Raw genomic sequence first — 18,810 nt, 5'->3', positions numbered from 1 at the left:
GTTGGGCTGTTCGCCCATTAAAGCGGTACGCGAGCTGGGTTCAGAACGTCGTGAGACAGTTCGGTCCCTATCTGTCGTGGGCGTAGGAAATTTGAGAGGAGCTGTCCTTAGTACGAGAGGACCGGGATGGACGCACCGCTGGTGCACCAGTTGTTCCGCCAGGAGCACAGCTGGGTAGCTACGTGCGGAAGGGATAAGCGCTGAAAGCATCTAAGCGTGAAGCCCCCCTCAAGATGAGATTTCCCAGTATGTAAGACCCCTTGAAGACGACGAGGTAGATAGGCTGGGGGTGGAAGTGCAGCAATGCATGGAGCTGACCAGTACTAATCGGTCGAGGGCTTATCCAAGATAACCCCACAAAGTGAAGAACGGCTTCGCAGCTGATTCCGAATACTTTGCGGGGACCCCGAGAACAACGGGGAAGCTACGAAGAAGACTAACACGCATAATTCGTTTCGTATCTAGTTTTCAGGGAGCAAACTTCACTTCTGCTTCGAAGCAAGTCTTCGGGGAGAGGGAACAAGCTGCAGCATTTGGCGATGCTGATACCTGAATTTAATTTTCAGAAGCTTAGGCTTCGAGAAAATCCCGTTTGGTGGCGATGGCGGAGGGGTTCCACGCGTACCCATCCCGAACACGACCGTTAAGCCCTCCAGCGCCGATGGTACTTGGACCGCAGGGTCCTGGGAGAGTAGGACGCCGCCAAGCAAAGAGTAAGAGCACTACCTTTATGGTAGTGCTCTCAGATTGCAGACAAACTCCTTGTTCCCGTTAGGAACACAGGAGTTTGTCTTTGTTTTTTTTCTGTAAGAGATCATAAATAAAGCGAAATATCGCTTTGAGCCACCGGACTTCCAGAGCCAGGTGGCTAACTTTTTGAGGTTCATGCAAGCAAAAACGAGCATCGCCTGCATGGAAACTTTACGAAGTCCTCGTAAAGTCGTCCATCGCATGCCATGCTTTTCCTTTAGATCTGCAAATACGCGCTCAATCGTTTCCTTGCGCTGTGAGTAAATTTGTTTGTTTTCATCGGTATGCCGAAGGTGGTCTGCTTCTTCCAGATAGTCAGCCCAAATATGGCGGCTAATTCGCTTAGTGAAGTCCTTGCTTTCGGTACACTGACTCAAGAAGGGGCAGTCTTTGCATATTGTGGGATCGGAACGATACATCTTGTACCCTTCCCGGTTCGTCAATTCATAGGTTAGAAACTCATGGTTCGGACAGATATAGGCATCGTAGTGCTCATCGTATACGTAATCATACTTCTTGAAAAAGCCATCCTTCGTACGAGGTCTTGTGTATGGCATAACAGGCCGTATCCCGTCATCGATCAGCAATTTACTAATGTAGGGAGTCTTGTATCCAGCGTCAACTGCTACAGCTGTGGGCTTGCCCAGAGACTTCTTTACGAGCTCAAGCACATCCTCAAACACCTGGCTGTCATGTACATTTCCTGGAGTTACTTTCGCACCCAGAACAAAGCCGTTGCGGTCGCAGGCCGTATGAAAACTGTAGGCAAATACACGTTCTTTTTCGCCCTTTACAAATAGTCCGCTCTCAGGGTCGGAGATGCTTGTTTTTGTTTCTTTCAGAGCGGACTTAGGCTTTTTTCCGAAAGGCTTCTTCCCATGCTGGATCCGGTCTTCATTAATCTCTTTATCAAGCTGCTCTTGGTACTTTTTGCTTTGCTCCTGTACCATCGTTTTTTCATATTTATTTTTGTTGGCGTTTGCCTTCACATGCGTTGCATCCATGAAAAGCACGTCAGGCTCTACAAAGCCATGCCCTAAAGCTTCTTCCAGAATACGTGCAAAAATGGATTCAAAAATATCCGTGTCCTTAAACCTGCGAACATAGTTTTTACCAAAAGTGGTGAAGTGGGGAATGGGCTGGGTAAAGTCATAGCCGATGAACCAGCGGTAAGCTACGTTCGTTTCAATTTCCCGAATGGTTTGGCGCATGGAGCGAATGCCAAATAGATACTGGATAAGCACGATTTTAATCAGAACTACGGGATCGACACTCGGACGCCCTGTAACCGCACTGTATTTATCTTGAACCAGCTCGTATATAAAACTAAAATCGATCGCATTTTCTAACTTGCGAACCAAATGATCCTTAGGCACAAGGTCGTCTAGCGCATTCACAGAAATCTGAAAGCGACCTTCATAATTATTTTTACTAATCATCATTTACACCTCGAATCAACCTTTTCCTTGACTTATTCTACAAAAAAAGTCTGTAGACCTGCTCCTTTCGGAACTTTGTCTTCAGACTAAGAGCACTACCTTTATGGTAGTGCTCTTTTTTTATGGTCTATTTTTCTCAAAAGAGAGTTAATATATTGTCACATAAAGTACACCTTTTAGTAAAAAAAAGGTTAATTGATATAATGATTTTGTCGCTAAATGTCGATATATAACCAATATATTAAAGGAGCCTATAAATGAATTTGAATAGTATCCGTATAAAGACATTGCTATTAATATTGCCTGTTTTGATAATTATTAATTCTGTGATTTCTGGAATTGTATTTTTCTCTGCGCGAACACTACTTTTGGATGAGACCCAGAAAGAATTGAATGCACAGCTTCAAATGACCGAACAGAGGATTGAAAAACGCTTGGTGGCTCACAGCAGCATAACCGAGGCTGTTGCCAAAACCTTGCAAAGTCAATATCAAAAGCTTACCTTAGACGATTATGATCATATGCTTGAGAACACCTTACAGGTGAACAAGGATACTTTTGGATTAGGAGTGTTTTTAGAGCCGCAGAAATACAGCTCAGATACCAAGTTTTTTTCTTCCTATGCATATCATACGGGTTCAACGATTTCCGTTACGCATGATTATAGCAATCCTAATTACAACTACCCTTCACAGGCTTGGTATAAGCTGGCGACAACTAACAAAGGGCTTGCCTACACCGATCCTTACTTTGATGAAAAAACCCAATCTACGATGGTTACGGCCTCAATGCCAACGCTGGATGACCAAGGTCAGTTGATTGGCGTTACTACAGGAGACATTAGCTTAATTACTATTCAGAATATCATTAAGGATACTAAATTAGGTGAAACCGGCTGGGCTTTTATGATCAACAAGGACGGTACTTACCTGGCTGGACCTGATACCGGGCTGATTATGAAGCAGAAGCTTCAGGATAGTAAAGATATAGAGCTTGCACGAGTCGCCAAATCTATGCTTAGTCAGGGGCATGGAGTGGATGCGTATGAGGCAAAGAACGGAAATAACCATGTCTACTATGCCAAATTAGCCCAAACGGATTGGATTCTGGCCATGGTCCTGCCTGATAAGGAGTTGAGCTCAAAAGTTAATGCATTGATGGTCAAAGTGATTGTAACCAGTCTAGTTGGAATTGTGTTGGTCATTGCTCTAATCGTGCTGTTCACTAATCATTTGGCTAATCTAACCAAGCGGGTTAACAAGATGGCGGAGCGAATGTCGCAAGGAGACTTCACTTATAGCTTAAAGGTTCAATCCAAGGATGAGTTCGGGCAGATGGCAGCAAGCTTGAATGAAACCAGCAGAACGCTAAGCGGTATGATTAGAGAAGTAAGGGATCACGCCATGCATGTGGCATCAACCTCAGAGCAGCTAGCTGCAAGTGCCGATCAGACAAGCAAGACATCAGAGGAGATTACGCTGACAATACAGCAAGTTGCGTCCGGAGCAGAGGCTCAGCAGCGCGGAACCCAAGAGAATGCCAGAGCCCTTGAAGAACTTGCAGCAGGGATTCAGCGAATTGCAGAATCTTCTTCTACCTTGCATGAGACTACACTTAGCACGTCAGAGAAAGCTCAATTAGGTAATCAGACGGTTCAGATGGCAGTTCAGGAAATGAACGAAGTTAACCACATGTTCACGGGCACTGCCTCCATTATGCAGCAGCTATCAGACCGTTCAGAAGAGATTGGTGACATTATCAATGTAATCACCGAGATTAGTTCAAAGACGAACTTACTCTCATTCAACGCAAGCATTGAAGCAGCACGGGCAGGTGAGCATGGAAAAGGATTTGCCGTTGTGGCTGCAGAAATTCGGAGCCTTGCTGAACAGTCCAAGAAATCGGCTGATCAGGTTCGGGAGATTATTCTGAAGATTCAGAGCGAGACTGCGGCGGCCGCAGCGTCTGTACAAAGCGGTGTACACACGGTACAAGCTGGGACCGTGCGGGTTGAGGAAGCGGGCCATGCATTTACAGGGATATATACGGAAATACAGCAAAATGTCCTGAATCTTCAAGAGGTCTCTGCGGTAGCTGAGCAAATGTCAGCAAGCTCTGAGCAGATTAGTGCCACAGTCGAGAACCTGGCATACATTGCGGGTGAAGCCTCCGATGGCTCACAGAATGTGGCTGCAGCCAGTGAAGAGCAGCTTGCCTCTATGGAGGAGGTAGCGGCTTCGGCACAGTTCTTAGGAACGATGATGCAGGAGCTTCAAGATCTGTTATCCAAATTCAAAGTGAACGAGTCCTCAGAGGATGGATCACATTTGTAATAATCCTGAAATATTATTTTCATCTGAGCTTAAGGTTAGGAACCTATAATGAAGTTACCCCTTTAAACAATATATAAATTAGACCCGCAGCCCGTTGCTGTGGGTCTCTTTTTTTGAGTGCTTGGCAGAGCTGTTCCCGGGCAATTTGGATCCTGTCTGAAGTAATCCACCACGATGGTGGTAAGGATAGGTATAATACACATGAAGCTCACGAAGGAGTGATGACAGATGAAGAAGAATCGATTGGGTCATTCAGACCTGTATGTTAGTGAAATCGGATTTGGATGTATGTCTATTGGGACAGAAGAGACAACAGCAATCCGTCTTATTCATGAAGCTATGGACCAGGGTATTAACTTTCTGGATACTGCGGATCTCTACGATGAAGGGCGTAATGAGGAGCTTGTGGGAAAAGCGATTCAGGGCCGCCGTGAACAGGTAATCCTCGCGACCAAGGTCGGCAACAAGCGAATTCCCGGACAGGAAGGTTGGGTATGGGATCCATCGGGGTCCCACATTAAATCTGCTGTGAAGGAAAGTCTAAGAAGGCTGGGGACGGATTATATTGATCTGTATCAGCTCCATGGCGGCACTCTGGATGATCCTATTGACGAGACAATTGAAGCATTTGAGGACTTGAGACGGGAGGGGCTCATCCGGGAGTACGGAATCTCTTCGATACGCCCGAACGTGATTCTTGCATATGTGAATAGATCGAATATCGTCAGTGTGATGAGTCAATACAGTATTTTGGACAGAAGACCCGAGGAACAAATCCTTCCCCTGCTTGCAAAGCATGGAATCAGCCTTATCGCCAGAGGTCCGCTGGCTAAGGGGATCCTTACTGAAAGTGGGAAGGAGAAAGCAGATAAAGGATATTTGGACTATACCCCCGAGCAGCTTGCATGGTTACGTGAAGACCTGAGAAAAATATCAGATAACAGAGGTGCTCTGCACCAAACAGCGCTTCGGTATCCTCTTTATCATCCTGTCGTTGCAGCCATTATACCGGGAGCGAGTTCTGTTCAGCAAATTGTGAAAAATGTCCAGGCTGGCAAGGGAACGGAGCTGTCCTCCTCGCAATATGAGCAGATTCAGCAGGTAACTAAACCGGCTGATTACGATCAGCAGCATAGGCTTAACCGACTCGATTAGGATATATTTTAAAAGCCAGGATTTCATGTCCCTGCAGTGCAGCGAAATCGGTAATAACGATATAACTTTGACCAGATTGTGCATGTTTCAGCCAGTTTGTTCATATCAATTCCTGTGGAATCGGAATAGAATATATAACTATAATCAAGGATTTTTAACAGGAGGAACAACTGACGATGATCAACCTTACAATATGGAATGAATATGTTCATGAGAAAATTCACGATGAGGTAAAAGCTGTCTATCCTGAAGGCATCCATGCTGCATTGGCAGAGGGATTGTCTGGTGAAGGCTTTGCCATTCGTACGGCTACTTTAGATGAACCAGAGCATGGGTTAACGGAAGAAGTATTAAATTCCACAGATGTTCTAATCTGGTGGGGACATATGGCACATGAACGGGTTAGTGATGAAATTACGCAGAAGGTAGCTAAGCGTGTCCAGGAGGGCATGGGACTGGTTGTGCTGCACTCTGGACATTTCTCCAAGCCATTCAAAGCGTTGATGGGAACGAGCTGTGACCTTAAATGGCGTGAGGTGGGTGAGCAGGAGATTCTGTGGAATGTGAACCCGTCGCATCCTATTGCCCACGGCGTTAATGCAAGTATTATTCTGGAGCACGAGGAAATGTACGGGGAGTTCTTTGATATACCTGAACCGGATGAGCTGGTGTTCATCAGCAATTTTGAAGGGGGAGAAGTATTCCGCAGTGGCTGTACGTTCCGCCGCGGTGAAGGCAAGATCTTCTATTTCCGCCCGGGTCATGAGACTTACCCAACATACTACAACAAGGAAATCCTGCGTGTTATCGCTAATGGTGTGAATTGGGCTAATTCTGTTCATACCTTGAAGCCTGTATTTGGCAAAAGCGAGCCGGTTAGAGCCATTAAAAAAGGCGTGTTGGTATAATATTCGTTCTGGGATTTGACCGTTTGTCCGTGATCAGTTGCGGACCAACGGTCTTTTTCCTATTGTCAGAACCAGGGGGTTCAGAAAGATGGAGATGGGCCCGAGTCTGTGATAGAGTGAGAGGAGACCTATATTTTACCATATGAGTTGGAGGAATCTATGCTGGGCAGACTTAATGAAGTGAACATCACAAATAAACTGGGTATGCTCCTGCTTCTGTTCGCGGCTTCGGTTCTATGTCTGATGCTGGGAAGTTATTTAAGGACGCATACGGGCAGGGACATCTACACGTTTCTCTATTGGAACATGTTCCTGGCGTGGATACCGGCAGGGTTGGCCTTATTGCTCGACTGGATCTACGTGTATATACAGCGGAAATCTGTCACAAGAATAATTCTGTTCGTGGTGATCGGTACACAGTGGCTGCTATTTTACCCTAACTCCGCTTATTTGATTACAGACCAGCTTCATCCCTTTGCCAAGTTTCAGATGGAGAACGGTGTCCGATCCTGGCACGGGATCGAATTCTGGTATCATATACTGTTATTCTTCTCTGTAGCTGTGATTGGTGTGCTGCTCGGGATCTATTCGCTATTCTCTGTTCAGGAATTAGTGAGGAGATCACTTGGAAGGACAAAGTCCTGGATTTTTGCGGTTGTTACTCTGGCGCTGACGAGCTTCGGAATCTACCTCGGCCGCTTCATACGCTGGAACAGCTGGGATGCGATTAACAGCCCGTGGCAGGTTATGGAACAAGTAGTGTCTATGTTCGCGGATGCGGAAGAATTAGGACGTATGATTCCTTTTACAGGTATGATTATGACAATTCTGCTGTTCAGCTACCTTATTGTGTATGGCTTCAGTAAGATGAGACAGTAGACTCTGGATACCGGGAAGTGGTTCCCGGTATTTTATTTTGCATCGGGATAGTTGACAAAAAACTTAGAAATATATTAAGATTTATAAATCGTAATAATTACTATTAAGGTAAACTGAAGCAGATTGGATATCGATTTGAACTGTGTTCAATCAGGTGAATGGACGGCTCGGATAAGTAGGAGTCCAGTTAAATTGAGGAGGAGTGTGAAGTATGGCGATAAAGTCAAAAGTTGCAAAAGAGAAGCAGCGCCGGGAAATGGTCGCGAAGTACGCGGAGCGGCGGCGGGAGCTTAAGAAGAACGGGGAATACGCTTTGCTGCACAAGCTTCCCCGGAATGCTTCACCTGTAAGGTTAAGGAATCGCTGTGAAGTTACGGGCAGACCGAGAGGGTATTTATCCAGATACCACGTATCCAGGATTGTCTTTAGGGAGCTTGCTCATCATGGACAGATACCCGGGGTTAGGAAGGCCAGTTGGTGAGAGGAATTCATTTATTAATAGGAGAGATGAAGAATGAGAGTAATAGTAACCTTAGCTTGTACAGAATGTGGAGACCGCAACTACACGACTACCAAGAATAAAAGAAATCATCCCGAACGTATGGAGCTTAGAAAATATTGTCCCAGGCTGAAAAAGTATACCATTCACAGAGAGACCCGTTAGGTGTTGAATGACAAATCAGATTGTGGATAATGATGTTGAGTAGAGAGGCAAGCCCTGGTGATTGGGGTAAATAATGAAATAGCAGTTCACTTCTAAAGGTGGTGCAGGTTATGGGAAATTATAATCTGGATAAAATGCAGCACCATATCCTGATCTGCCATGGTTCGAGCTGCAAGAGGAACCGTGCAGAAGAAATCACATCTGCCATTCGTGGTGAAATTAATCTTCTGAAGGCGGGTTCCATCCTGGTGACCCGAACGGAGTGTCTCAAAAGGTGCTCAGATGCGTGTAACGCAGCTGTCTATCCTGAAGGGATATGGTATAAAGAAATGACGCCTAAGGCTGGACGCAAGCTGGTTAGGAAGCTTAAGAAGGGGAAGCTCATGAAGAAGCATATCTCCTATCATATCACCAATAACAAAGAGGCAACCTAGGAGGCTGCCTCTTTGTTGTATCAATCCACTTGGTTAATCTGCTTCTGCTTCGCTGCACTTCTGCAAAGTCTCAAGGAATACTTCAGCAGGCTGGGCACCTGTGATGGCATATTTACGGTCAATCAGGAAGAAAGGAACAGCACGAATCTCAAGCTCCGCTGCTTCCTGTTCGTCCCCGCGCACATCGCTTGCAAAATCCTCACTGCTCAGCATATTGGCAGCGGCATGCGGATCAAGGCCTGCCTCACCTGCAAGTGCGGACAAGACGGCATGATCCCCGATGTGCCTGGAGTCCGTGAAATAGGCTTTGAACAACAGTTCCGTTATCTCCGCCGCCTTACCCTGCTGAGCCGCGAAATGAGTCAGACGATGGGCATCGAATGTATTCGTCTGGATGGTTGTATCTAACCGATACTGAAGTCCGAGTGACTTGGCCTGTTCGGTTACATCATTATTCATTGCAATGGCTCTCTCACGAGTCATTCCGTATTTACCGGCCAGCATGTCATGAACATCATAGTCCACATCCCGCTTGGCATGGGGATCAAGTTCAAAGCTTCTGTAGATTACCTGCACGTTAGCTTTATCTGCGAACTTGTGCAGGGCCTGTTCAAATCGGCGTTTTCCCATATAGCAAAAAGGACAAGCATAGTCAGACCATATTTCAATCTTCATCATTAACCTCCATTGCCGCTTAGAAAATTTAATTATCTTACTGGGATTATCATAGTTACTTTATAAAAGGGTGTCAAATCCAAAGGATTTATATATAAATAATTATATATATAAATATTGACGTAATAATTAAACTTGTAATATAATATTTACATATCCAATGTTTCCGAACAGAAGCCTACGGGAAACGGGCAGCTTATTTTGATGTGGAGGTTATTATAGTATGGAATCAGAGTCTAAACTAGCCGGAGATCTTCAAGGATCTGCCGGTTTATTGTCTCAGCCCAAAGCCGTTTGGGCTGTAGCTTTTGCTTGCGTTATTTCTTTTATGGGGCTGGGTCTTGTTGACCCGATACTGCCGGCCATTGCAGAGCAGCTGCATGCGAGCAAGAGCCAGGTATCCCTTCTTTTTACCAGTTATAATCTGGTGACCGGTATAGCCATGCTTATTACCGGTGTTGTATCGAGCAGGCTGGGGGTAAAGTGGACACTTCTGTCGGGGATGGTACTGACCATTATCTTTACGGCACTGGGCGGAGCATCGCATACGATTGGCCAGATTGTCGGCTTCCGTGCAGGCTGGGGACTGGGCAATGCCCTCTTCATTGCGACAGCTTTATCGGCAATCGTGGGATTCTCCAGATCTGGAACCGCCAAAGCGATTATATTATATGAAGCCGCTCTGGGTCTCGGGATATCGGTTGGACCCCTTCTAGGCGGTGAGCTCGGCTCCATTTCATGGCGTGGACCTTTCTATGGGGTTAGCGTATTAATGGTGATCGGCTTCATCTTCATCCTGTTCGTACTGCCCAAGACACCTAAGCCTAAGCAGACGAGCTCGATTGCGGATCCTTTTCGGGCGCTAGGGTATCCGGCTCTACTTACACTAGCCATCGTGGCTTTCCTGTATAACTTCGGATTCTTCACGTTGATGGCTTACTCTCCGTATGTCATGAAGCTGGATGAGCATGGACTCGGTTATGTATTCTTTGGCTGGGGGATAATGCTGGCCATTACCTCCGTTCTGGTGGCACCCAAGCTGCAGAGACGCTATAGTCTTGTTAAATCGATCAGCTGGATGCTCACTCTGTTCGCGGTCGATCTGGGTGTAATGGCCGTGGGAACGATCAATCATTCTCCGGCAACGGTAATCGTGGCGGTCATAGCAGCAGGCATCTTCCTAGGGATCAACAACACGTTGATTACGACTGCTGTCATGCAGGCCGCACCCGTCGAACGGGCGACGGCATCAGCCTCCTACAGCTTTGTACGCTTTCTTGGGGGAGCGCTCTCCCCTTGGCTGGCAGGCAAGCTGTCCGAGTGGTCGACTCCCCAGTCGCCTTTCTGGTTCGGCGCTTTCATGGTCATGCTGGGTGTTATGGTCCTGATTCTGCGCCGCAGACACTTGGATCATATCAATATGAGTACCGGACATTAAGGAGGCGTTAGGCGAGGTTCAATACGTAACCTCAATCGTAATCTCAATCGTAACTTCATTACGATGATGGCTCGGCACGCCCAGGACACACGCCTGAAATTGTCAGTCCACCAGGTGATTCAGCAAGCTTCTTGCCTGCTAGGGAATAGATTAAATTAGGTGGAATAAGAAGGTCCGTCATTCTGATAAGATTGGCGGACTTTTTGTATGTGTACATATTTGTCCATGTATCATCATGTACGAGCACATAATACCTATTTACAGAGCTGGAAAAGAACAATATATTCATAAATGATTATATTTTGACGAGGGAGCCTAATCAGACTTCGTGAATGAACTATACAAGCTCGAAGTAGAAGTTACACTCGCTTCCGAATAGGAGAAGATGAGATGAGTGCAGCAGTAATTACAGTTACTTTGAATCCGGCACTTGATAAGACAGTGACACTTGAAGAGCTTCAGGTCGGTGCTCTTAACCGCGTCCGGGCGAGCAGAGTTGATCCTGGCGGCAAAGGCATTAACGTGGCGAAGGTACTTGGTAATTTCCAAGTCTCTGTAACAGCGACAGGCTTTGTTGGAGGATACAGCGGACGGCAGCTTCTTGAGGGTCTGGATGAACTCGGGGTTCAGCATGCCTTTATCCAGGTGGATGAGGAGACAAGAACAAATCTCAAGATTGTGGATGTGTCTACATCGATTACTACGGAGATCAATGAACGAGGCTCACTAATTAAAGAGACGAATATGCTTGAATTCATGGAGCAGATGGAATCAATGCTTGAGGGAGCTGAGGTTCTGGTCCTGGGGGGAAGCATCCCTCCAGGAATACCGCCAGGCATCTACCGGACATTGACAGACATGGCAAGCCACAAGAACGTGAAGACGATACTCGATGCGGATGGGGAGGCTCTAGCCGAAGGGCTTCAAGGAAAGCCTTATGCCATCAAGCCGAATATTCATGAGCTTGAGCAGCTTGTGAACCGGAAGCTGGAATCAATGGAGGCCATTGTTCAGGCATGTCGTGGCCTGCTTCAGGAAGGAATTCAGCTGGTAGTTGTGTCCATGGGAGCCGATGGCGCGATTTTTGCAAGCGCTGATGAGGTGCTAAAGACTAGTCCTTTCTCTATTAAGCCGAAGAGCACGGTCGGGGCTGGGGATTCCATGGTAGCCTCCATGGCTTCCAGCATAATTGCCGGACATGATCTGGAACGGCTTGCCCGGGCGGCCACGGCTGCCGGATCCATCACTGCCTCTAAGGAAGGGACAGAAGTATGCAGCAAGAATGAAGTTAACGAGAGTATGAGCCTGGTAGGTATAGACCATGTTGATTGTCTGGATGAATGATAAGCTTGCGGATAATGCAATCGATCTTGGAGAGCGAGCTATTCACGCAAAAAAGAGCCGCGTATTGACTAGCTAGTCAAGCGCGGCTCTTGTGCATAATTTATAATCTTAATCCTGCTGTTGTCTTGAGATCACGAACAGGGCGGTCCAAATGAAAATGAATCCAACAAATTGAGGCATGGTAATGACTTGCTTAAAGACAATCCAGTTCACCAGCACAGCAACCATCGGGAAGCTCAGCTCAGCAAGGGTAGCGAAGGAAGCCTTCGTTGTAGATAGCCCTCTGTAGTAGAGAAGCAGACTAAGCAGACCAGGCACCAAAGCTTGGAGCAACATGTTCACGGAGGTGACTGTTAGTTCGCCCGTACCCGAAGGCAGCGTCCAAGCAGCTCCCTCGGAGGAGGTGATCAGGAACAGCAGGGGTAAGGCAAGCATGAAGCGCAAGGAGGTTACCGTCTCATATTTCATACTCCGGAGCATATAACGTCCCATCACTGTGGATCCTCCCCAAAGTGCTGCTGCACCAAGAGAAAGCAGGCTTCCAATCTGAATGAAATCGCTGAGATTGCCTATCGGGAGTGTCCATCCAAAGGTTAGCAGATATGTTCCGGCAATAGCCAGTACAATGAGTCCTGAGAAATATTTAGGCAAAGCTTCTCTTAAAATAAATCTTGCCATCACAATCGCGAACAGAGGCTGCATCTTCTGAAGCAGAAGTACGGCATTAAGATTGCTGCTGCCCGAAGATAGGGCCTGGGTGAACAGAATGGATGCGACCGCAGAGCCTCCCCAGGAAATAAAGAGAAGCGCAGCTGCCTGCTTGAGACGGACGGTCTTCAGCTCATTGCGGTGTGACCATAACACCGGAGCAGCGAACAAGAATAACAGGACATGTTCAACAAGAACGATCTGCGCCGAGGTGAGGTGCTTCAGCAGCTGAATCCGGAATAATGGATCGGCTCCCCAAAGAGCTGCGCCCAGGACGACGAACCAGAAACCTGTGCCTACCCGTCTACGGGTGTAGGTTAGTGCGGGGTTAATATTAACATTTTCCATATTCAAAAACTCCCAACATATAGTTCTGAATATAGGACCTCGATGTAGAAAACCCCCGCATATACTTGATTAAGTATACACGGGGGCTCATCAAACAAGCCACTGCGCACAGGTAACAAGACTGTAACACGGCCTGCTGTATGATCTTCTCCCATCCGGACTGTACCGTCGGCCTTGGAATCACACCAAGTCAGTCGTCACTTTGCTTGAGCAATCATGACGAGTCGCGGGCTTAAGGTTCACGCACGAACCATCACCGCCGGTCAGGAATTTCACCTGCCCCCGAAGATCCATATTCGATTAATTGTACATCCATCTAACTACATGGAAGCGTTTACTGTCAATATGACAGATTCAAAATATTTTCTATACGTGCTCATCTATCAAGCGGCGTTAGGTGCAGTACTTTGTCTTGATGATTCCTGCGGAACGTACCTGGTGTACATCCCGTCCAGGCTGCGAACTGACGGCTGAAGCTCTGAACATTCTCATAACCAATCCGGTGCCCGATGCTCTCAATTGACTCACTGCTGCTGACCAGCATTTGCATCGCTTCCTGACGCTTGAGGATCATCAGATATTCCCGGGGGGACATGCCATAGAACTGCTTGAACACCCTGTGACAATGTCTGCGGCTAACCCCCAGCTGATGCGATATATTCTCCAGCCAGTCACCCGACGCATCTGAAATATCAGTATCTGAGGATAATACTAATGTCTCCACCTGCTTCGCAATCAGGTAGGAGAGCTCTGAACGCAGATTGGGCTCCTTGCCCTGGCTCTCTTGCTCGAAATAAGACTGAAGCTCAGTAATAAGTGTGAAGAGGTGGAGAAACAATTTGGAGGTTGACTTAGAGTCTTCATACAATGCTTCCATCAAATTCTCTACCAGGGGAACGAGCAGGGTATTCAGCGGATCTCCCTTCGTATAGAGCCCCTTATTATTCATTTCGAACAGCTTGAGGAATAAGGGGTCATCCACTTGAAAATGCATCACAAAAAAGGTTGCATTCTCATGCCCTCTGATTTGATAATCATGCATTTGCATGGGAGAGATCAGCATCAAATCGCCAGCCTGCTGCTCATATTCAGTGGAACCGGCAATAGCGGTCTGGGTACCCTCAAGCACGAGGTTAATCTCAAATAACATGTGGTGAACATGGCGCCCGCAGGTCCAACCACTTCTAACGGTACGTGTATGTGTAGAATATATACAAATCTCTGAACGTATATGAGGGAACCAGCGTTCCGGCGGCAGCTTTCTCATGATGAATAACAACTCCCTGAATGTCCGATTTAGTTAAACTTGTGTTAGAATCGGGGCCGATTATGTTATAGATGATCCAGGCCCTTAGAATTATACTTATTTCTGTGCTGTTCGGGCTGATCTAAACAGGAAGTCCCTATTCATATCATAAGTAAAAAAGCGGGTGAAGGAAATGGCAAAATTAGAAACACTGGATTACACAAAATGGTTCGAGAGTGAGCAGGGGGCGAAGATGAAGCCGCTAAGCCTGCTGGCCAGACTGTTCAAAAACCACGGAAGCAAAGTTGCGCTATCGGCTTTTTACTATACACTAAAAGCACTGCCTGTCTGGGTACTTCCGGTGGTTACGGCGAATATCATCAATCTGGTCAGCTATCCGGACCGGCACTCGGTATCGGAGTTCTGGATTAACCTGGCGGTCATTGTGGTCATCATTCTTCAGAATATTCCCACACATACGCTGCACATCAGCAATATCAGTATGGCCGTACGGCATGTGGAAGCCGGACTGCGCAGCACGCTCGTGCGGAAGCTGCAGCAGCTCTCGCTCAGTTATCACGGCGATATGAATGCGGGAAGGCTGCAGTCCAAGGTGCTTAGGGATGTGGAGGCTATCGATTTCCTGTCCAGACAAATGATGATGACCATAATTCCATCAGGAATCAGCTTAATTATCATTATCGGACTTACTTTATACCATAGCTGGATCGTAGCTTTATTCTTTATTCTGATGGCGCCAACGTCAATCTACCTTGTCCGGTTCTTCCGAACAAAGATGTCGAACAGCAACCGCGAGGTTCGGCACAATATTGAGAAAATGTCGGGGACCGTATCCGAGACGGTTGAAATGATCCCGGTGACACGTGCGCACGGACTGGAGGAAGTAGAGATCCGCAAGGTGGATAAAGCTCTTCAGCACATTCGTGAGCGAGGATACAAGCTGGATGTGCTTGAAGCCTACTTCGGTTCAACCAGCTGGGTGGTCTTCCAGCTGTTCCAGGTTGGCTGTCTCTTCTTCACGGCTTATTTAGCCCGGATCGGAATGATGGAGATTGGCGACATCGTGATGTACCAAGGATTTTTCAATATGATTATCGGATCGGTAAGCTCTATCCTGAACGTATACCCGAACCTGGTGAAGGGCTTTGAATCCCTTCATTCCGTGTCAGAGGTTCTGCTGTCCCAAGAGACGGAAGAATACAAGGGACGTGTTAATCCTGAGGTTATTCACGGAGCTTATAAGTTCGAGAAGATGGGATTCAAATATAAGGAATCGGACCGCCATGTGCTGAGCGATTTCACACTGGACGTCAAGCCTGGCGAAAAAATTGCTTTTGTAGGCGAATCCGGGTCAGGTAAGTCTACGATCCTGAATTTGATTATCGGCTTCTACAAGCCGCAGTCCGGCCAAATCTGGATAGACGGGATCCCTATGGATGAGCTCAGTATGAAGAGGTATAGACAGTCGCTTGCGATTGTGCTGCAGAATAACATTCTCTTCTCGGGAACCATTCGTGAGAACATCACCTATGGGCTCCCTGATATCTCGGAAGAGCATCTGCAGAAAGCTATCTGGATGGCGAATCTGAAGGATGTCATCGACAGCCTCCCACAGGGGCTTGATACTTCTGTCGGAGAACATGGGGGAAGATTATCCGGCGGGCAGCGTCAGCGCATTGCGATTGCAAGAGCCCTGGTCCGTGATCCCAAAATTATTATTCTTGACGAGGCGACCTCCGCGCTGGATAACGTATCTGAACGGCATGTGCAGCAGGCGATGGAGCAGCTGATGGAAGGAAGAACTACGTTCATTGTCGCTCACCGCCTATCGACTGTTAGAAATGTGGACCGAATTGTCGTTATGAAGAAAGGCAGGATTGTAGAGAGCGGAACCTACGATGAGCTGATTGAGAAGAAGGGTGAATTCTTCAAGCTCAAAAATATGTAGCACAGGGAAGCAAAATAGATTTGGCATAAAGGCAGCCTGATAGGGGCTGCTTTTTTGTGTTCATTATTTGAAACATGCAACCTTCCAGCATTTGTAAGCGTCAGGGTGGAGAGATAGATAGTTGAACAGGAGGCTGAAAGATGAAAAAACGGGGGTTCATATGCAGTTTGGTGTTGGGTCTTTCTCTAGTGCTTGGAGCTTGTTCTTCGGCTGGCGGCAGTACAGCAAAAATGGAATTAAGCGGTTCGTCTTCATCTGACATGAAGAACGCCGCGCAATCCACGGCTGGATCAGCTGTGGATACTAACAGTGTCTCTGCGATAGATGACGCAGCCGCTGCTGCCACTTTAACGGAGTCTAAGCAGCCATCATCAGGATTTGCGAATAGTGAAATCAAGGCAGGGGCTGATAAGAAGCTCATTTATAAGGCCGAATTGTCGATGAGAGTCAAGGATTACAGAAAGGTTCAGACAGAAATAAGAGAGCACATCGCTAAGGCAGGCGGGTATATTGTTCAATTCTCCGAGAATCAGAGCGATCAGCAATTAGGAGGTAATTTTGTAATCAAGATCCCTGCGGCGGGATTCAATTCGTTCATTGACGGAATCGGCAAGATTAAGCATGAATCAATGGATCAGAATATTGAGGGACAGGATGTAACCGAAGAATATATAGATCTGGAGTCCAGGCTTAAGGCGAAAATGATTATGGAAGAGCGTTATGTGTCATTTATGAAGAAAGCAACCAAGACCGATGAGCTTGTTAAATTTGCAAAAGAGCTGGGCCGCATTCAGGAGGAGATCGAGCAGGCAAAAGGACGTATGAGATTCATTGATAACAATGTATCTTATTCTACGGTGACGCTCCACCTTTATCAGCGGGAGGGAATGGCGGGCACGGTTGATTCAGGTAAAGAGGACACTCCGCTAGGGGAGCGGGCTAAGGATGCATTGGCAGGTACACTTCACGTGCTGTCCCAGCTGCTTCAATGGACGGTTGTTGTGCTTTCAGGCGCCTTTCCTGTACTCGTATTGGGAGCAGTTCTGATAGCGATAATCTGGAGCGTGCGCAAAGCAAGAGCCCGGCGAAGAGCGGAAGCACGATTGGCCTTAAGAAATGACACAGGTAGACAAGCGCAGGAGAATGCAGAATTAAATATGAATGATGACAGCAACCCAAATAGCAAGTGATCAGATAACATGAACCCCTGACCGTGGCATTTAAGCCTGGGTCAAGGGTTCTTTGGACGTATAATCGGTTAGAATTTGAAGATATGTATCGTCTTCTGCAGCTGGAATACCGCTTGATTCATAGCTTCCGCCTCTTCAGCGACGAGCTTGATGCTGGCGATCTGCTCGTTCATGTGAGCCGATACCTGCTCAGTTCCGGCAGCTGATTGTTCCGTGATCGCGGATATATTCTGGATCGCGCCAGAGATCTGATGAGCGCTTTCCAGCATAGTATCGCTCTCCTTGGAGAAGGACTCAATCTGTTCAGTAATGAACAGGACACTTTGCACGATCTGCTGGAAAATCTCCTTGGATTCTTTTATCATCTCGTTCTGAAGGCGGACAACCTCTTCATTGATAGACATGTGCTCAATGGCGTGCATAACATCCATCTCAATGTTCCTTACGAGTTCGAATACTTCCCGGGTCGACCGGGTGGATTCCTCGGCTAACTTACGGACTTCGTCCGCAACTACCGCAAATCCTTTGCCATGCTCTCCAGCGCGTGCAGCTTCTATTGAAGCGTTGAGGGAGAGGAGATTCGTCTGTTCAGCAATGTCAGAGATTGTCTTGGTAATTTTGGTGATTCCTTGCGCATTTCTGGAGAGTGTATCAATAGTTGCACTTACTTTGCTGGTAGCCTCGATATTACGTTGCATGCCCTCCGCCTGCTTCTCTACGGCTTGACTTCCCTGTTCCACAAGACTAAGTGTATGAGCTGATCTTTCATTCATCTCCTTGGTTGAACCAGCATAGCTGCCAACCTTCTGTTCGATCTCTTGAATGGCTGTCGTCATTCCAGCAACGTCCTGGGAGATCTCATTAGCACCGACAGCGAGCTCGTGGGCTGACATTGCGACTTGATGCATAACTGTGGATAGCTCCTGATTTTTATCCGCAATTCCACGACTTGAACTCATTACCTGACTAGTAATGGCAGAGGCTTCCCGCAGAATATGAGTCAGCTTGTCCACCATGCTGTTGAAGGAGCGGCTGAGGGTGCTGGCAGATTGGGTCTCCTTCGCTCTTTGAGTGAAGTCTCCTTTGGATATACGATTAGTCACACTGGCTAACTCGTCAAAAGATGATGTGAGCGCTTTCTCAATCAGGCGCGAGAGTGGGTAAGTGCAGATAGCGAGTACTACAATTAGTACGATGCCGATCCATGCATTTCCTAACAGCAGGAACGTTACGAGAACCGGAATTCCGAATAATGCGGCGATCAAGTAGCAAGATACTGTAATTCTCGTAGACATTGGAAGCTTGTTCAACCATGACATAGGTAAATTGA

Annotated in this window: 16 protein-coding genes, 2 rRNA genes and 1 riboswitch (1 of these 19 running past the window's edge); of the genes, 13 read left to right on the top strand and 5 right to left on the bottom strand. The window is 47.0% G+C overall.

Annotation, left to right across the window (positions count from 1 at the left end):
• Together LDO05_RS12695 and rrf are read left to right on the top strand one after the other, a co-directional pair.
• Positions 1–347, top strand: a 23S ribosomal RNA gene (locus LDO05_RS12695); it begins 2,583 nt to the left of the window's first position.
• Between the two features lie 244 nt (positions 348–591).
• Positions 592–708: ribosomal RNA gene (rrf, locus tag LDO05_RS12690) — 5S ribosomal RNA — on the top strand.
• 20 nt (positions 709–728) lie between these two features.
• Here the strand turns inward: rrf and LDO05_RS12685 are convergent.
• The gene (locus tag LDO05_RS12685) at positions 729–2,189 is read right to left on the bottom strand and encodes an IS1182 family transposase (RefSeq protein WP_251378718.1); all 1,461 of its coding nucleotides are present in this window, start codon (positions 2,187–2,189) and stop codon (positions 729–731) included.
• 389 nt (positions 2,190–2,578) lie between these two features.
• Here LDO05_RS12685 and LDO05_RS12680 point away from each other — a divergent pair, with 389 nt between their 5' ends.
• The 7 genes from LDO05_RS12680 to LDO05_RS12650 all read left to right on the top strand — a co-directional run bounded on the left by LDO05_RS12680 (position 2,579) and on the right by LDO05_RS12650 (position 8,562).
• Positions 2,579–4,522 carry a methyl-accepting chemotaxis protein gene (locus LDO05_RS12680; protein WP_251375749.1) on the top strand — a complete coding sequence of 648 codons (1,944 nt, stop codon included), beginning with the start codon at positions 2,579–2,581 and terminating at the stop codon, positions 4,520–4,522.
• A 228-nt stretch (positions 4,523–4,750) separates the two neighbouring features.
• Positions 4,751–5,677 carry an aldo/keto reductase gene (locus tag LDO05_RS12675; protein WP_251375748.1) on the top strand — a complete coding sequence of 309 codons (927 nt, stop codon included), beginning with the start codon at positions 4,751–4,753 and terminating at the stop codon, positions 5,675–5,677.
• Between the two features lie 176 nt (positions 5,678–5,853).
• Positions 5,854–6,585, top strand: a complete 732-nt coding sequence (locus LDO05_RS12670) for a ThuA domain-containing protein (protein ID WP_251375747.1) — start codon at positions 5,854–5,856, stop codon at positions 6,583–6,585.
• Positions 6,586–6,744: 159 nt separating this feature from the next.
• Positions 6,745–7,464, top strand: a complete 720-nt coding sequence (locus LDO05_RS12665) for a DUF1361 domain-containing protein (RefSeq protein WP_251375746.1) — start codon at positions 6,745–6,747, stop codon at positions 7,462–7,464.
• 211 nt (positions 7,465–7,675) lie between these two features.
• Positions 7,676–7,945 (top strand): 30S ribosomal protein S14, encoded by a 270-nt coding sequence (gene rpsN / locus LDO05_RS12660; protein ID WP_251375745.1) that lies wholly within the window; start codon positions 7,676–7,678, stop codon positions 7,943–7,945.
• Between the two features lie 33 nt (positions 7,946–7,978).
• Complete coding sequence (gene rpmG / locus LDO05_RS12655; RefSeq protein WP_251375744.1) at positions 7,979–8,128, top strand: 50S ribosomal protein L33; 150 nt, start codon at positions 7,979–7,981, stop codon at positions 8,126–8,128.
• Positions 8,129–8,238: 110 nt separating this feature from the next.
• The gene (locus LDO05_RS12650) at positions 8,239–8,562 is read left to right on the top strand and encodes a (2Fe-2S) ferredoxin domain-containing protein (RefSeq protein ID WP_251375743.1); all 324 of its coding nucleotides are present in this window, start codon (positions 8,239–8,241) and stop codon (positions 8,560–8,562) included.
• Positions 8,563–8,595: 33 nt separating this feature from the next.
• Here LDO05_RS12650 and LDO05_RS12645 read toward each other — a convergent pair whose 3' ends face one another.
• Complete coding sequence (locus LDO05_RS12645) at positions 8,596–9,237, bottom strand: DsbA family oxidoreductase (protein WP_346657646.1); 642 nt, start codon at positions 9,235–9,237, stop codon at positions 8,596–8,598.
• A gap of 223 nt (positions 9,238–9,460) precedes the next feature.
• Between LDO05_RS12645 and LDO05_RS12640 the strand changes: the two genes are divergently transcribed.
• On the top strand, positions 9,461–10,675 hold the full coding sequence (locus LDO05_RS12640; protein ID WP_251375741.1) for an MFS transporter: 1,215 nt from the start codon (positions 9,461–9,463) through the stop codon (positions 10,673–10,675).
• Between the two features lie 390 nt (positions 10,676–11,065).
• Positions 11,066–12,019, top strand: coding sequence for a 1-phosphofructokinase (gene pfkB / locus LDO05_RS12635; RefSeq protein WP_251375740.1), 954 nt, complete (start codon positions 11,066–11,068; stop codon positions 12,017–12,019).
• Between the two features lie 108 nt (positions 12,020–12,127).
• On the opposite strand, the gene LDO05_RS12630 is transcribed toward pfkB, so the two are convergent.
• Both LDO05_RS12630 and LDO05_RS12625 read right to left on the bottom strand, forming a co-directional pair.
• Complete coding sequence (locus LDO05_RS12630) at positions 12,128–13,075, bottom strand: DMT family transporter (protein ID WP_251375739.1); 948 nt, start codon at positions 13,073–13,075, stop codon at positions 12,128–12,130.
• A 139-nt stretch (positions 13,076–13,214) separates the two neighbouring features.
• Positions 13,215–13,369: riboswitch (FMN riboswitch) on the bottom strand.
• A gap of 82 nt (positions 13,370–13,451) precedes the next feature.
• On the bottom strand, positions 13,452–14,342 hold the full coding sequence (locus LDO05_RS12625; protein WP_346657577.1) for an AraC family transcriptional regulator: 891 nt from the start codon (positions 14,340–14,342) through the stop codon (positions 13,452–13,454).
• 172 nt (positions 14,343–14,514) lie between these two features.
• On the opposite strand from LDO05_RS12625, the gene LDO05_RS12620 reads away from it, so the two are divergent.
• Positions 14,515–16,290 carry an ABC transporter ATP-binding protein gene (locus LDO05_RS12620; protein WP_251375737.1) on the top strand — a complete coding sequence of 592 codons (1,776 nt, stop codon included), beginning with the start codon at positions 14,515–14,517 and terminating at the stop codon, positions 16,288–16,290.
• 140 nt (positions 16,291–16,430) lie between these two features.
• A complete protein-coding gene (locus LDO05_RS12615) occupies positions 16,431–17,480 on the top strand; it encodes a DUF4349 domain-containing protein (protein ID WP_251375736.1) in 1,050 nt (349 codons plus the stop codon).
• A gap of 68 nt (positions 17,481–17,548) precedes the next feature.
• On the opposite strand, the gene LDO05_RS12610 is transcribed toward LDO05_RS12615, so the two are convergent.
• Positions 17,549–18,799 (bottom strand): methyl-accepting chemotaxis protein, encoded by a 1,251-nt coding sequence (locus tag LDO05_RS12610; protein ID WP_251375735.1) that lies wholly within the window; start codon positions 18,797–18,799, stop codon positions 17,549–17,551.
• Positions 18,800–18,810 lie beyond the last annotated feature (11 nt).

Origin of the sequence: Paenibacillus sp. YPG26, from assembly GCF_023704175.1 — a bacterium.
In the GTDB taxonomy this organism is placed as follows: domain Bacteria; phylum Bacillota; class Bacilli; order Paenibacillales; family Paenibacillaceae; genus Fontibacillus.
This window is presented reverse-complemented; position numbering and strand designations above follow the sequence as displayed.